14 protein-coding genes and 1 other RNA gene are annotated in these 14,655 nt (G+C 39.2%); 2 read left to right on the top strand and 13 right to left on the bottom strand.

Annotated elements, in window-relative coordinates; translation table 11 throughout:
* The first annotated feature begins 19 nt into the window (after positions 1-19).
* The gene (locus tag F994_RS16355; RefSeq protein ID WP_034697316.1) at positions 20-619 is read left to right on the top strand and encodes a regulatory protein RecX; all 600 of its coding nucleotides are present in this window, start codon (positions 20-22) and stop codon (positions 617-619) included.
* A 40-nt stretch (positions 620-659) separates the two neighbouring features.
* On the opposite strand, the gene ffs is transcribed toward F994_RS16355, so the two are convergent.
* An RNA gene (gene ffs / locus F994_RS17315) (signal recognition particle sRNA small type) lies at positions 660-756 on the bottom strand.
* Positions 757-1,050: 294 nt separating this feature from the next.
* Between ffs and F994_RS16350 the strand changes: the two genes are divergently transcribed.
* Positions 1,051-1,884 (top strand): YbgF trimerization domain-containing protein, encoded by an 834-nt coding sequence (locus tag F994_RS16350; protein WP_004651736.1) that lies wholly within the window; start codon positions 1,051-1,053, stop codon positions 1,882-1,884.
* Between the two features lie 55 nt (positions 1,885-1,939).
* Here the strand turns inward: F994_RS16350 and lpxA are convergent, their stop codons facing one another.
* The 12 genes from lpxA to rimO form a co-directional block, all read right to left on the bottom strand.
* Positions 1,940-2,728, bottom strand: a complete 789-nt coding sequence (gene lpxA / locus F994_RS16345) for an acyl-ACP--UDP-N-acetylglucosamine O-acyltransferase (protein ID WP_004651735.1) — start codon at positions 2,726-2,728, stop codon at positions 1,940-1,942.
* On the bottom strand, positions 2,725-3,210 hold the full coding sequence (gene fabZ / locus F994_RS16340) for a 3-hydroxyacyl-ACP dehydratase FabZ (RefSeq protein ID WP_099049331.1): 486 nt from the start codon (positions 3,208-3,210) through the stop codon (positions 2,725-2,727). Before fabZ ends, lpxA begins: the two co-directional genes overlap by 4 nt.
* Positions 3,211-3,216: 6 nt before the next feature.
* On the bottom strand, positions 3,217-4,284 hold the full coding sequence (gene lpxD, locus F994_RS16335; protein WP_004651733.1) for a UDP-3-O-(3-hydroxymyristoyl)glucosamine N-acyltransferase: 1,068 nt from the start codon (positions 4,282-4,284) through the stop codon (positions 3,217-3,219).
* 3 nt (positions 4,285-4,287) lie between these two features.
* Positions 4,288-4,785: an OmpH/Skp family outer membrane protein gene (locus F994_RS16330; RefSeq protein WP_004651732.1), complete on the bottom strand. Its 498-nt coding sequence runs from the start codon at positions 4,783-4,785 to the stop codon at positions 4,288-4,290.
* Between the two features lie 35 nt (positions 4,786-4,820).
* Positions 4,821-7,397: an outer membrane protein assembly factor BamA gene (gene bamA, locus F994_RS16325; protein WP_004651731.1), complete on the bottom strand. Its 2,577-nt coding sequence runs from the start codon at positions 7,395-7,397 to the stop codon at positions 4,821-4,823.
* A gap of 41 nt (positions 7,398-7,438) precedes the next feature.
* Positions 7,439-8,794 (bottom strand): RIP metalloprotease RseP, encoded by a 1,356-nt coding sequence (gene rseP / locus F994_RS16320; protein WP_004651730.1) that lies wholly within the window; start codon positions 8,792-8,794, stop codon positions 7,439-7,441.
* Positions 8,795-8,797: 3 nt separating this feature from the next.
* The gene (gene ispC, locus F994_RS16315) at positions 8,798-9,994 is read right to left on the bottom strand and encodes a 1-deoxy-D-xylulose-5-phosphate reductoisomerase (RefSeq protein WP_004651729.1); all 1,197 of its coding nucleotides are present in this window, start codon (positions 9,992-9,994) and stop codon (positions 8,798-8,800) included.
* Complete coding sequence (locus F994_RS16310) at positions 9,995-10,819, bottom strand: phosphatidate cytidylyltransferase (protein ID WP_004651728.1); 825 nt, start codon at positions 10,817-10,819, stop codon at positions 9,995-9,997.
* Positions 10,820-10,829: 10 nt separating this feature from the next.
* The gene (gene uppS / locus F994_RS16305) at positions 10,830-11,576 is read right to left on the bottom strand and encodes a polyprenyl diphosphate synthase (protein WP_004651727.1); all 747 of its coding nucleotides are present in this window, start codon (positions 11,574-11,576) and stop codon (positions 10,830-10,832) included.
* Positions 11,577-11,582: 6 nt separating this feature from the next.
* A complete protein-coding gene (gene frr / locus F994_RS16300; RefSeq protein ID WP_004651725.1) occupies positions 11,583-12,137 on the bottom strand; it encodes a ribosome recycling factor in 555 nt (184 codons plus the stop codon).
* 78 nt (positions 12,138-12,215) lie between these two features.
* The gene (gene pyrH / locus F994_RS16295; protein ID WP_004651724.1) at positions 12,216-12,944 is read right to left on the bottom strand and encodes a UMP kinase; all 729 of its coding nucleotides are present in this window, start codon (positions 12,942-12,944) and stop codon (positions 12,216-12,218) included.
* Between the two features lie 49 nt (positions 12,945-12,993).
* A complete protein-coding gene (rimO, locus tag F994_RS16290; protein ID WP_004651723.1) occupies positions 12,994-14,337 on the bottom strand; it encodes a 30S ribosomal protein S12 methylthiotransferase RimO in 1,344 nt (447 codons plus the stop codon).
* Between the last annotated feature and the right edge of the window lie 318 nt (positions 14,338-14,655).

Genomic DNA, 14,655 nt, shown 5'->3' with positions numbered 1-14,655 from the left:
TTGATGTGATCGATACACTATGAGCAATTCAAAATTTCCAACAATGCTTGATTATGACGCACTCAAGCAGCAATTTGATGATTCCTCGGTAGAGCCAGACTCTCCTACCACTCCATCTGAATCCTTAGAAGCATTGAACTTTGACGATGAGCAACTTCCTAAAGCACAAGGCCTTACAGGCTCGCGTTTGCGCTCCTATGCCTTTGCTGTGCTGACACGTCGGGAATACTCAAAAGCAGAACTGATTGAGAAACTTGCCTTATATGCGATGGATCGAGATGAAGTTTTAAAGCTGGTCGATGAGTTGGCAACACAAAACTATCAAAGTGACCAGCGTGTTGCCGAAATGATGCTGTCGAGTCAAAAACGCAAAGGCAAAGGGCCTAATCGCATTAAGCTGGCTTTAAAATCAAAAAAAATTGACAGCAGTTTAATTCAGGAAGAATTAAAGGAAACGGATTGGAATGAACAAGCGTATCAACTAAAAGTAAAAAAATTTGGTTTAACTGTAGAAAAAGAAGCAAAACTCAAAGCAAAACAAATTCGCTTTTTAATGTATCGAGGTTTTGAAATGGATGCGATTATTAAAGCAATTACGAGAAAAGAAAATGATTTCTAAGAGAAGGGATTAAATTTATTATTATATAAACTGGTGGCAACCCCACTAGCAAAACTTCGGCACATCATAGTTCTGTTACCGTTGCTACCTTCCGGTCCTGGCGGGGTTCACAGAGTACAATTGCGAAGCCACCAGCGGGGCTACCATTGCAAGAACAGAGTATAGAGATTTTTATTTAACTTGCAAGCGTTCAAACGACTTTTATCAACGTATTGCTTTCATTTGATTATTAAAAAAACAATCTTGATTCAAAACAGTATTTTTGTCTATTTTTTAGCAATGCAATCACTTACTTTAAAACTACGACAAGATTGTAAATGTATATTGCATTTCATAGCATGGACGTTTTTAATGTCGTCAGGTCTTTTAAATAGGGACGCTCTAAAGTCAGCAATTTAGAATGTACCCAAGAATACGAAATGGATATTTTTATGATGCTCAAACAGCATGCTTTATGTGCACTGGTCTTATTTAGCTCAGCCTCACTTTATGCCAATATTCCAATTGAATCCCGTGGATTAAGTCAGAATAGCAGCGAGACTAGCGCAGATAATGTTGCCATTAATTTAGGTGCAACCACAGCAAATGTGCCAACCAATTTGAATTGGCAAATCATGCAAAAAAATCAACAACTAGAAAATGATATTCGTACACTACGTGGCAAAATTGAAGAACAAGGCAATGAAATTGAACAACTTAAACATGAATTAACCAATCGCTACACAGACTTAGATCAGCGACTCGAACTATTACAGCAAAAAATTGATCCAGAAAGTGCGACTTCAGCGGAGGATAACCAACAGGATACTCCTCCCAGCACCTCCAACACGCCAGCCCCAATAGCAGCCACAACAAACACGCAAGCAGCTGTTGTGAATACGCAACCCCAATCTACTGCTGATTTAGATAAAGCTGCATATACTGTGGCTTTAGATGCCTACAAACAAGGCGGTGCTAAAAAAGCAATTGCACCAATGCAAAACTTTATCAAAAACAATCCCAACAGTGTCTATATTAGTAATGCTTATTTTTGGCTCGCTGAATTTAATTTAGCCATTGAACCGACCAATTACACTGAAGCGAAAAAGAATTACAATATTGTCGTCAATCAATATCCTAATTCAGCAAAAGCGGCACGAGCACTCTATCAACTTCACAATATTGCCAAAGATGTAGATCGCAATACAACACTGGCCAACCAACTCAAAAGCAAACTTGTTAAAAATTATCCAAAATCAGAAGAAGCAGGTTATTTTAAAAAATAAGATCAAAAAAAAAGACACCCAATAAGGTGTCTTTTTTGTGCAACGCAAGATTGAATTAACGAACAATGCCACGCTTAGACTGCTCTAAAGAATCAATCAGTAATTGTACTTCAGGAACTTCAGGTAATATTTCCGTGCGAATCTGCTGAATCGCTTGCTCAGTGGTTAAACCATCTTTATAAATCAGTTTAAATGCTTGGCGTAATGCCTGAATAACGTTCTTAGACCAACCTTTACGACGCATACCTTCTACATTCATTGCGAAGGCATGTGCTGGGTTACCCGAGACCATCACATAAGCAGGCACATCTTTTAAAATTAACGAAGCACCACCAATCATACTGTAAGAATCAATTTTACAGAATTGGTGAATACCTGAATTTCCGCCAACCACCACATAGTCACCAATATGTACATGACCAGCAATACCCGCATTATTGGCAAAAATATTATGATCACCAATTACACAGTCATGGGCAATATGGGTATTTACCATCAGCAAGTTATAACTACCGATTTTAGTCAAACTTTGATCTTGAACCGTACCACGATGCAAACTGCAATGTTCACGAATTGAATTGTGATCGCCAATTTCAAGCCAAGTTTCTTCGCCAGCATATTTCAAATCCTGACAAACTTCACCCACACTCGCAAATTGGAATATTTCATTATTTTTCCCAATCCGAGTAAAGCCACCGATAACCACATGCGAATGTAGCTTGGTGCCCTCAGCAATAGTGACCTGTGGCCCAATAATACAATAGGGACCAATTTGCACATCTGAAGCAATGACTGCTGATGAGTCAATAATAGCTGTTGGGTGAATTAAATCGTTATTACTCATGCCTGCTCTATTTTTTGATGCGAAACCATAATTTCCGCAGTAGTTGCTACAATACCATCGACTGTGGCTATACAATTATATTTGTAAATACCACGTTTGTGCATCACCAATTCAGATTTTAAAACCAGTTGATCACCCGCAACAACTTGTTTCTTAAAGCGAACCTTTTCTGCGCCAGCAAAAAGAAACAAAGAGCCTTCACTTGGTTTTTCATTATTCATAATAAAACCAAGTATACCAGAGACTTGAGCTAATGCCTCAACAATCAATACACCGGGCATAATTGGATAGCCGGGGAAATGTCCCTGTAAAAACTCTTCGTTAATTGAAACGTTCTTATAACCCACAATAGCATTATCAGTCACATCAACAACACGATCGACCAATAAAAATGGATAGCGGTGAGGTAAATATTCACGAATTTGTTGAATGTGCATTGGCAATTCAGGCTTCGTAAATGCAGCAGTATTCGACTCAGTCATCATATTCTATTTACGCTTAAAAGTTGATTCAAGGGACTCGATTTGAGTCTGTATATGATCAAGCCGTTTTAGCAATTGGGTCAATGGCACATCTGCTAATTGTTTAAAGCGTACAGCAGCACGTTTCCAATGTAAGCTTTCTAACATTGGCGTACCAGAAGAATAGCTACCCGATTCAGAAATACTTTTTGTGACCATTGACATACCTGTAATTGTCACATTATCCGCAATATTGATGTGACCTACAACACCCACCCCACCAGCAAGCACACAGTTTTTGCCAATTGTGCTACTGCCTGCAACGCCACATTTTGCGGCAAGGGCTGTATTTGCACCAATCTTCACATTATGCGCAATTTGCACAAGGTTATCAATAATGACACCATCTTCCAAAATTGTGTCGTCTAATGCACCACGATCAATACTACAATTTGATCCAATTCTGACATCATGACCAATTTTGACCGAGCCTAATTGTGCAATCCGATGCCACTTACCTTGATAAGGTGCAAAGCCAAAACCTTCACCCCCAATCACACTATTGGCATGAATACGAACCCGATTGCCTATTTTAGTTTCGCCAGTGACAGTCACGTGCGAATCAATAAAACATTGTTTACCAATTTCGACATCATCATCAATTTTGACATGTGATTGAATAACCGTTTCATCACCAATGACACAATGTTCGCCAATCACCACATAATGTCCTATGTAGGCACTATCAGCAATTATGGCAGATGGATGAATTTGCGCTGTGCTTTCAATACCCTGCTGAGTATGTTTTTTCTCAAACACATGGGTCAAAATAGCAAAAGCGAGATACGGATTAGCAACTACAATAAAGTTATCACAGTGATCTAACTGCGCTTTTAAAGCCGACGTAACAATTAATGCACCCGCTTTTGAAGCGCGTGCGTGATCTAAGTATTTATCTGCATTTACAAATGCAATATGTTTTGCTTGAGCAGCATCTAAGCTGGCCAGCCCTTCTAATATTAAATCAAATTGACCGATACACTCGCCTTGTACAAGGCGAGCCAGATCTTCTAAGCGCAATTGTCTAGGATTCATTGATTACTTAATAACATTGACCTTTTGGATCATTTTATCAGTTAAATCATATTTAGCGTCATAGGCAAGTGCTGAATTTTTATTTAAAACAACATCTAAGTTATTTTCTTTACGCAATTGCTCAGCAACTTGTTTCACTCGACCATCCAAAGTTTTATTCATCACCTGAATTGCAGACTGAACCGTCGTCTGCACGCCCTGTTGAATTGAATTAAACTCTTTCAGTTTTGTTTGGTACTGAGTCATCATCTTTTGCTTTTCAGCTTCAGATAAATTTGGGTTTTGTTGAGCACGTTGTTGAATGCCCTCCAACTCTTTACCCAATTGCTCAAGTTTTGTCGTTTGCGGATTCACCATCTGCTGTAAAGAAGCATTTTGTTGCTTTAAATAAGTGCTATTTTCAACCACTTTTTCTAAATCAACCACACCATAACCGGCAGCATGAACAACTGAAGTACTTACCAACCCAGTAACAAGTAGACTCATTAATATTTTATTCATTTTAATATCCTTCTTAAACCTTTACAGGATCGTACTTAGAAAGTACGACCGATTTCAAACTGGATATTTTTAGTATTATCACCCGGTTTATCATTTAATGGGTATGCATAACTGAGTGAAAGTGGACCAATCATGGTAATCCATGTAAAGCCAGCACCTACGCTATAACGCATGTTTTCAGTGTCAAAACCAAAGTTATCTTCACAATATTTTTTAGCATCAACCGCTGGGTTAGCAGCATCTAGATAGAGCATCCCTTTAGGAATATCACATTGGGTATCAAATACTTGTGCACCTTCAGCAAAAAGTACTGGTCGAACTTGACGCGTCCAATCACCCTTAAATGGTAAAGGTAATGCCAGTTCCGCACCAAATTGTATTAGTGCATTACCACCCACTTCCTCAGGATCATAATCTCTAGTTTTCGATTCATTATTCGTCACAGCCGGATATTTAGGACCCAAGGTACTATTGTCATAACCACGAACCGAACCAAAACCACCCGCATAGAAGTTTTTATAGAAAGGCAAATCATTACCATAACCCAACTTACCATAACCACGAAGCACGAAATCATAAGGTAATGGCAAGAAGGCTTGGGCATCATATGTCAATTTCTGGTATTCAACATCACTGCCCGGTAATGCAATTTCAGCATTTACACGATGCGACATACCATTAGTTGGGAAAACAGGACGGTTTAATGTGTTATATGACCAACCTAAATTCAAATTATAGGTTAAAAAATCACCTTCAAACTGATCTTCAAAATCAATTAAATCAACAGCATTTTGATTATTATCCAAACACTTATCTGCAACATCATAGCCTTCAAGTGGATCAGCAGGTCTTGGAATACCATTGAGTATATCTAGTGCAGCTTGTGAATAGAGTTTCGCAGTACAAACATCTTTTCGTAAATTTTTAGCCTTACCGCCATTCGCCAACAAATAGTCTCGAATATAGGTAGAAACATATGCTCCTGTTGTAACATCTGTTTGGTCAATATTTAGACCTGCACTAATACTCTGGTTTTCATCAATTGGATAACCAAAAGTAATACCACCACCAAAACTATCAGTCACATAGTTATTGACGTTATAGTCATCATTTAACTTGGTTTTACGGTAGTACATGTTGTAACCACGACGCACACCATCGATCGTGAAGTATGGATCTGTCACACTTAAATTATAATAATCTTGGGTTTCTGAACGTGATAAATCAATCGCGACACTATTACCCGTACCCAAGAAATTAGTTTGACTTAAGCCTGCTTGGAACGTCACACCACCGCTTTGCGAGAAACCAACAGCAAGTGTACTTGTACCTGAGTGTTGTTCTTCAACATTGATATTTAAATCAACCTGATCAGATACGTTTGGAATACGTGCAGGCTTAATATCAACCGTTTTAAAGAAACCCGTACGCTCTAAACGAACTTTAGACAAGTCAATTTTTTCATTGCTTGCTAAAGCACCTTCCATTTGGCGCATTTCACGACGTAAAACTTCATCGGCTGTTTTTGTATTACCCATAAAATTAATACGACGCACAGTCACCTGTTGCCCCGGATTAATGTAATAGTTCAAATCAACCAGTTTTGTTTCTTTATTAATTTCAGGAACCATATTTACTTCAGCATAGTAATAACCTGCATTACCATATTTACGAAGTAAAAGTTGTTTGACTGCATTTACTTTTTCTTGAGAATAAGTCTCACCATCTTTATAAATTTTTAGTGCTTTTAATTCTTCTGGCTTATACAGTGCATCGCCTAAAAACTTAGTTTCACCAAACTTAAATTGCTCACCTTCTTCCACAGCAACTTCAACAAAGATATTCTTTTTATCTTCACTTAAGTTCAAATTTGAATTGGTAATATTAAAATTGATATAACCCTTGTTTAAATATAATGCACGTAAAGCTTCTAGGCTGGCTGCCATTTTTTCTCGTGCATAGCGATCATTACGTGTAACAATCGAACTCCAACCGCTCTCTTTAACAGCAAAAGCCTGTTTAATTTCGCTTTCTTGGAAAACTGTATTACCAATAATATTGATATCAACAACTTTAGCGGCTTTGCCTTCAACAAAATCAACGGTTAAATCAACACGATTATTCGGCTTAGCCGTGGTAACAACTTTAACATCAGCATCATAACGACCTTGCTGCATATACTGCTGTTCAAGTTCGGTCTCAATGGTTTGCAGGGCAGATTTTTTCAAAACCTCACCTTCTGCAATACCCATTTTTTTTAGCCCTTCTTCTAGCGCTTCTTTAGGTATGAGCTTATTGCCTTTAAACTCAACCTTTGAAATGAGCGGGCGTTCAACCACTGTAAAAATGAGCGCATCCGCTTCTTGAGATGCCTTAATATCATCAAACAAGCCCGTGGCATATAAAGCACGAATCGCATTTGCAATGGTTGTATCATTGACACGATCACCAGCATTGACAGGCAACATTCCATAGACATTGGTTGGCGTTAAACGAACAAGCCCGTTAATTTTTATATCGCGGACAATGAATTCATCTGCTGCATATACTTGTTGTACTGCTGCCATTGCACTGATGAGTGCCAAAGGCATAAATAAATGTGTGTGCTGCATGCCTGTCTTTTCCGATGTTAATTTATTTCGTATCCACGTTCTTATAAACGCATGAAGTCATTGAATAATGCAAGGAGCATCATACTCCCAAGCAGTACCATACCAATTTTCAAACCAACCAATTGTATTTGTTCAGAAACAGGTTTACCACGGATCAGCTCAATAAAATAGTAAACTAAATGTCCACCATCAAGCATGGGTATAGGCAATAAATTTAAAATTCCTAAACTTACACTCATTAAAGCCATGAATGAGATAAAGGTCTGCCAACCCATTTCTGCACTCTGTCCTGCAACCTTAGCAATCGTAATAGGCCCAGATAGATTATCCAAACCAATTAAACCACGGACCATTTTGACAATCGAGTTCAAAATCATACCTGATATTTGACCCGTTTTATCAACTGCCATGACAAAAGCTTCAGTTGGACTATATTGAATCGTTTGCTTGTATTCTGCTGGTATTGTTATTTTTCCGGGTATACTTTGTACACCGAGCACACCAGAAACATTACCCATATTATCACGCTTCGCTTGTGGCATGATTTGCAAATGCACCAATTGATTTTGGCGTAATACATCAATTTTTAATAACTTTTCTGGTGCAGCCTGAACAGTTTGAACCACATCAAACCAATCATTCATTTTCACACCATCAATCGCAATAATTTTATCGCCTTCTTTCATCCCTTGACGAATTGCAGCACCATCCGCACTCAATTTAGTGGCAATAGCAGCAATAGGTGGACGGTATGGCATAAAGCCCAGACTATCTAATGCAGATTGACTTTGATCCTTTAAGAAATTTTGAATCGGCAATTTAAACGTTTGTATTTGACCATTACGATCAGCTTGAACTTCGATTGAACCTGTTTCACCAACACGATCCACCAGAGCAAAATTCAACTTTTCCCACGTTGTGACTGGCGTACCATCCACTGCCGTAATTTTATCACCAACATTCATTTGAACTGTGGCAGCAGGTGTATTCGGTAACACTTTACCAACACGAGTATTAAGTTGCTCTTGAGAGGGTAAAAACAAAATCCAAAATAAAACCACAGCAAAAGCCAAATTAATCAGCGGACCCGCAGCGACAATTGCGATTCTCTTCCAAGGATGTTGTCGATTAAACGCCTTTGGTAAATCCTGTTCCGCAACATTACCTTCGCGTTCATCCAACATTTTGACATAACCACCAAATGGTAATGCCGAAAGCTGATATTGAATGCCAGACCTTTTAGATGTCCACTTCAGTAAAGTTGGACCAAAACCAATCGAATAGACTAAAACTTTGACGCCGAGTTTACGTGCAACAATATAATGTCCAAACTCATGAATCGCGATGAGCGGCCCGAGCAGAAGGATTGCAGCCACAATAATAAACAAGGCACTCATGTTTTAACTTCCATTATTGATGACAATTTGCTGTGCAGCAGAACGAGCCACTCGATCTGCTTGCAAAATAAGCTCTATCGATTCCGCAGCAGCATTTTCAATTTGATTCAAAGTCTGTTCGACCACTTGAGGGATTTCAGTAAAACCAATCGCTTTATTTAAAAATGCGGCAACAGCAACTTCATTTGCTGCATTTAAAATTGCAGGAGCTAATCCACCGCTTTGCATGGCTTGTCGTGCAAGTTTCAATGCAGGGAAACGCGTTGTATCCGGTTCCTGAAAATCCAAATGCTGATTCATAAACAGATCCAGTGCAGGCACATGGGTCTGAATACGCTCAGGCCATGCAAGTGCATGCGCAATTGGCGTACACATATCAGGATTACCCATTTGTGCCAAAGTCGAACCATCCACGTACTGAACCATAGAGTGAATGATACTCTGCGGATGAACAACCACTGTTACAAACTGTTCTGAAATTGCAAAGAGATGACAAGCTTCTATCAGTTCCAAACCTTTATTCATTAAGGTAGCAGAATCAACAGAAATTTTTTGCCCCATAGACCAATTCGGATGCTTACAAGCCTGTGCAGGCGTTACATTTTGTAATTGTTCAAGACTATGGTTGAGAAATGGACCACCAGAAGCGGTCAATAGAATTCGCGATACACCCTGCTTCGGCTGTCCATTGCGCTCTGCCTGAAAATACCCTTCAGGCAAACATTGAAAAATAGCATTATGTTCAGAATCAACAGGAAGCAATTGAGCATTGTAGTCAAGTGCAGCCTGCATCATGAGATCGCCAGACATCACCAAGGCTTCTTTATTTGCAAGCAAGACCCGCTTACCCGCTTTCACCGCAGCAAGTGTTGGCAATAAACCTGCCGCACCCACAATCGCAGCCATGACCACATCGACATCTGCATGTTCAGCAACAGCAATTAGGCCGGCCTCATCGGTCAGAATTTCAATATGATTCAAATTTTGTTTTTGAAAATGTTGTTGCAGTTCGACAACTTTATTTGCTGGAACAACCGCAATTTTCGGTCGATACTGTTTGCATATTTCAACAAGTTCTAAAATTCGACTATGTGCCGTGACTGCAAATACAGAATACTTTTCAGAATGCTGCTGCAAAATTTTTAAGGTGCTTTGACCAATGGAACCCGTTACACCCAATATACAAACAGATTGCGACATCTATAAATTTACACCAATAAGTTTTAAAACATACATGCCAGCAGCAAAAATTGGAGCCGCAGCAAGCAATGAATCAATACGATCAAGTACTCCACCATGTCCCGGTAGAATACGACCTGAATCTTTAATTCCTGCACGACGCTTGATCATAGATTCGAACAAATCACCTAAAACAGAACTAAAGACAGTAACCACAGATAAAATTAAAAACAGAATATGTTGAGCGATCGTTAAGTCTAAATAAAGAACCTCTACAGCAACAACAATCAGCATTGCTGTAAAAATACCCCCATATAAACCTTCAACCGATTTATTTGGACTCACATCTGGTGCAAGTTTTTTCTTTCCTAATTTACGTCCGACAAAATAAGCACCGCTGTCTGCCCCCCATACCAATAAAAATAGGTACATGAGCCACCATGGTGAACTATGCCATACAGAAAAAATTGCGGTAACCGCAGCAGAAATTAAAACAAATCCAATAATTTTTAAGCTTGGATTGTACCAGCCATCATAATCGGGATACGATTTGACCCAAAAGATACTTAAAATCCAACATAAAATAGAAGCTGCCCAAAGCAACAAAGCAATATCATTAAAATATAATGCCAAAGTTGCTAAAGCCGCAGTTGCAATACCATAAACCCAAGCTAGGAGTTTCACAGAATTTTTATTTTTTCTTGGCATAAGCTTAAACCACTCATACCCTGCAACCCCTGCTGCAACAATCATCAGCATAAACATTGGATACTGAGACTGTGTAGCAAACATACAACTGAGTACGACTGCTACCAATACCAATGCGGTTATAATCCGCTCTAACATGTATTAATTCTCAATTTTTCTCTTGTTGGATTTGCTCTGAAGTTTTCCCAAAACGACGTTCACGCCCAGCAAAAACTGCTAACGCATCATCGAATTCCTCAACAGTAAACTCAGGCCATAAGGTTTGGGTAAAATACAGTTCAGCATATGCTGCTTGCCAAAGTAAAAAATTCGACAAACGAAAATCACCACCTGTACGAATCAATAGATCGACAGCTGGTAAATCTGCCATACTGACATGTTGCCCAAACAACTCAACATTTATATCTTCAATAGCGATTTTTTTTGCCACAGCATCCGCTGCAATTTGCTTTGCAGCCTGCGCCATATCCCACATGCCACCATAACTGATCGCAATGGTCAACGTCATGCTGTCGAACTTAGCAGTCCTTTGTTCAGCTTGCAACATTAACTCACGTAAATGTGAAGATAAACGAGAACGATCACCAATAAAACGTAAAGCAATATTAAATTTTTCCATTCGAGGCAATTGCTCTAGGATTGTTTCTTCTAACAATACCATGAGTAAATCAACCTCAAATTGGGGACGGTTCCAATTTTCGCTAGAGAATGCGAAAACAGTTAACGCTTGAATTTGATTTTTTCTACAGTGTTCAACAATCGGATCGAGGACATTTTTACCTTCACGGTGTCCATCACCTTTTTGCATTTGCATCTTTTTAGCAAAACGATTGTTGCCATCCATGATGATGGCAACATGTTTTGGAAGAAGCAAGCTATCTTCTGATGCGGTCATTAAATCTTAAACCTTCATCAATTCAGCTTCTTTCGCAGCTAAACGCTTTTCTACTTCAGCAACGAATTTATCGGTGATTTTTTGAATGTCGTCTGATGCACGGCGATCATCATCTTCAGAAATTTCTTTTTCTTTCAATAATGCTTTGATATCACCCAATACATCACGACGAATGTTACGAATCGCAACTTTGGCATTTTCAGCTTCAGTACGCGCAACTTTTTGCATATCACGACGCGTTTCTTCAGTCAGCGCAGCCATTGGTACACGAATCGCATCCGCAGTAATCGGGTTAAGACCCAAACCTGCTTCACGAATCGCTTTATCAATTGCAGATACCATTGAACGTTCAAATGGTTGTACCAACAATGTACGTGAATCTTCAAGACCAACGTTTGCCACTTGGTTCAGTGGAACATCAGAGCCATAGTAAGAAACCATCACACCATTTAAAATAGATGGGTGCGCACGACCTGTACGAACTTTGGCAAAACCGTGCTCTAGAGACTCTAGAGTCTTATTCATGCGGTCTTCGCTGTCTTTTTTAAGATCGTTAATCATATGATCTTCCTTACTTAATTCTAAGAGATGTAATTACTAAATAGTGTGTAGTATAAAGAGCTTTCAGGCTCACGTACATTAATTCGTAACGTGAGTCCCTTCTTTTTCACCCATAACCACTGAAAGCAATGAACCAGATTTGTTCATATCAAACACTTGAAGTGGCACATTATGATCGCGGCACAAGCAAATTGCCGTTAAATCCATAATACCTAATTTTTCATCAAGTACTTGATCGAAAGTTAATTTGTCATATTTCACAGCATCATCGTATTTACTTGGATCTTTATTATAAACACCATCAACTTTGGTGGCTTTTAAGATCAAGTTCGCTTCGATTTCAATACCACGTAAGCAAGCTGCTGTATCCGTCGTAAAGAATGGATTACCTGTACCCGCAACAAATACGCACACTTCACCTTGAGTTAAATGGCGAATTGCATCACGGCTTGAATAAGATTCAACCACAGCACCAATCGGTAAAGCAGACATTAAACGTGTTTTAATGTTACGGCGTACCAAAGCATCACGCAAAGCCAAACCATTCATCACAGTCGCAAGCATACCCATTTGATCGCCTGTTACACGGCCAACCAAACCATCTTTTTGCAATTGGCTACCGCGGTATAAGTTACCACCACCAACCACGATACCCACTTGAACACCCAAACCAACTAAGTGTGCAATCGCCAAAGACATTTGATCAAGCACTTGTGCATCAATCCCCATGTCTTTATTTCCAGCCAATGCTTCACCAGAAAGTTTGAGTAAAATACGTTCGTAACGAGGCTTTTTTGAGTCCAACATTAGGGAATCTCCGAATTTTCAAATATCTAAAACTTTATTCGTATCTTTTTTAAGCTGATTTAATCTGAATGAGCTTGGCATATAAATCATATTCATCTGCATCCGTAATTTTGACTTCAAGTAAATCACCCGATTTAATTAAGCTCTTATCAATATCTTCTACAAAAACATTGCCATCAATTTCAGGTGCATCTGCATAAGAACGTGCAATCGCCACTGGGAATTCTTCATCTAGATCATCAACCAGCACAGTCATGGTTTGACCAATACGTTTTTGTAGTTTCGCAGCAGAAATAGCCTGCTGAACTTCCATAAAACGCTCATAACGATCTTGCTTGATTTCTTCAGGCACATGATCTGGCAAGTCATTTGCTGTCGCACCTTCTACAGGCGAATAGGTAAAGCAACCTACACGATCAAGCTGAGCTTCTTTGAGCCATTCAAGTAGAACTTGGAAGTCTTCCTCAGTTTCACCCGGGAAACCGACCACGAATGTTGAACGAATCACCAATTCTGGACATTTTTCACGCCACAATTTCAGACGTTCAAGAGTATTTTCACTATGAGCTGGTCGCTTCATCAATTTTAAGATGCGCGGACTGGCGTGTTGAAAAGGAATGTCTAAATATGGCAGGATTTTACCTTGTGCCATTAAGTCAATCACTGCATCCACATGTGGATATGGATAGACATAATGTAAACGCACCCAGATACCCAACTGACCAAGTGCTTCACACATGTCATAGAATTTGGTTTTAACCGGCTGACCGTTCCAAAAATCCAATTTGTATTTGGTGTCTAGGCCATAAGCTGATGTATCTTGTGAAATCACCAAGACTTCTTGAACACCGGCTTTTTTCAACGCTTGTGCTTCGCTTAAAACCGAACCCACAGGACGTGAAACCAAATCACCACGCATACTTGGAATAATACAGAACGTACAACGATGGTTGCAGCCTTCTGATATTTTCAAATAAGCATAATGTTTTGGCGTTAAACGAATCCCTTGTTCAGGAACAAGATCAATAAACGGATTATGCTTTGGTGGTTCAGGTACGTACTGATGTACGGCCTCCATCACTTCTTGATATGCTGCTGCACCTGTCACCTTAAGGACATTCGGGTGCATTTTGCGAATTTTTTCTTCATCTTTACCCAAACAACCTGTCACAATGACACGGCCATTTGAGCTCATGGCTTCGCCAATTGCATCTAGAGATTCTTGTACTGCAGATTCAATAAAACCACAAGTATTAACAACAACCAAATCAGCACCATCATAATCCGATGCTACATCATAACCTTCAGTCTTCAACTGAGTTAAAATTCGTTCAGAATCTACCAATGCCTTAGGACAACCTAAAGAAACGAAACCGACTTTGGGGGACTTCATGAATCTGCACTCCACTATAATGCGCGTATTGTATGTCTTTTCGAATCATAAAAACAGACAGAAAGCCGACTCTTTGTATAACGCACCAAAATACATCCGATTTTTTACCAAATATTTTATGCGCACCATTTTGGTTCACTAATATTTTTAATTCCTTTACTATGTTCTGAGTTTCTGCAATCAAAGAACAAAAAAGCACACTTTTATTGCGGCAGAATTTTTATTTAGATAAATACTTAAAGTTGGCGTGCATTTTGCTTTATTTCGACAACGTTTAACTCGTTGAATGTCCCAGAATAGGGAGAAATGACAAGAAGT

The organism is Acinetobacter bohemicus ANC 3994 (genome assembly GCF_000367925.1).
Taxonomy (GTDB): domain Bacteria; phylum Pseudomonadota; class Gammaproteobacteria; order Pseudomonadales; family Moraxellaceae; genus Acinetobacter; species Acinetobacter bohemicus.
This window is presented reverse-complemented; position numbering and strand designations above follow the sequence as displayed.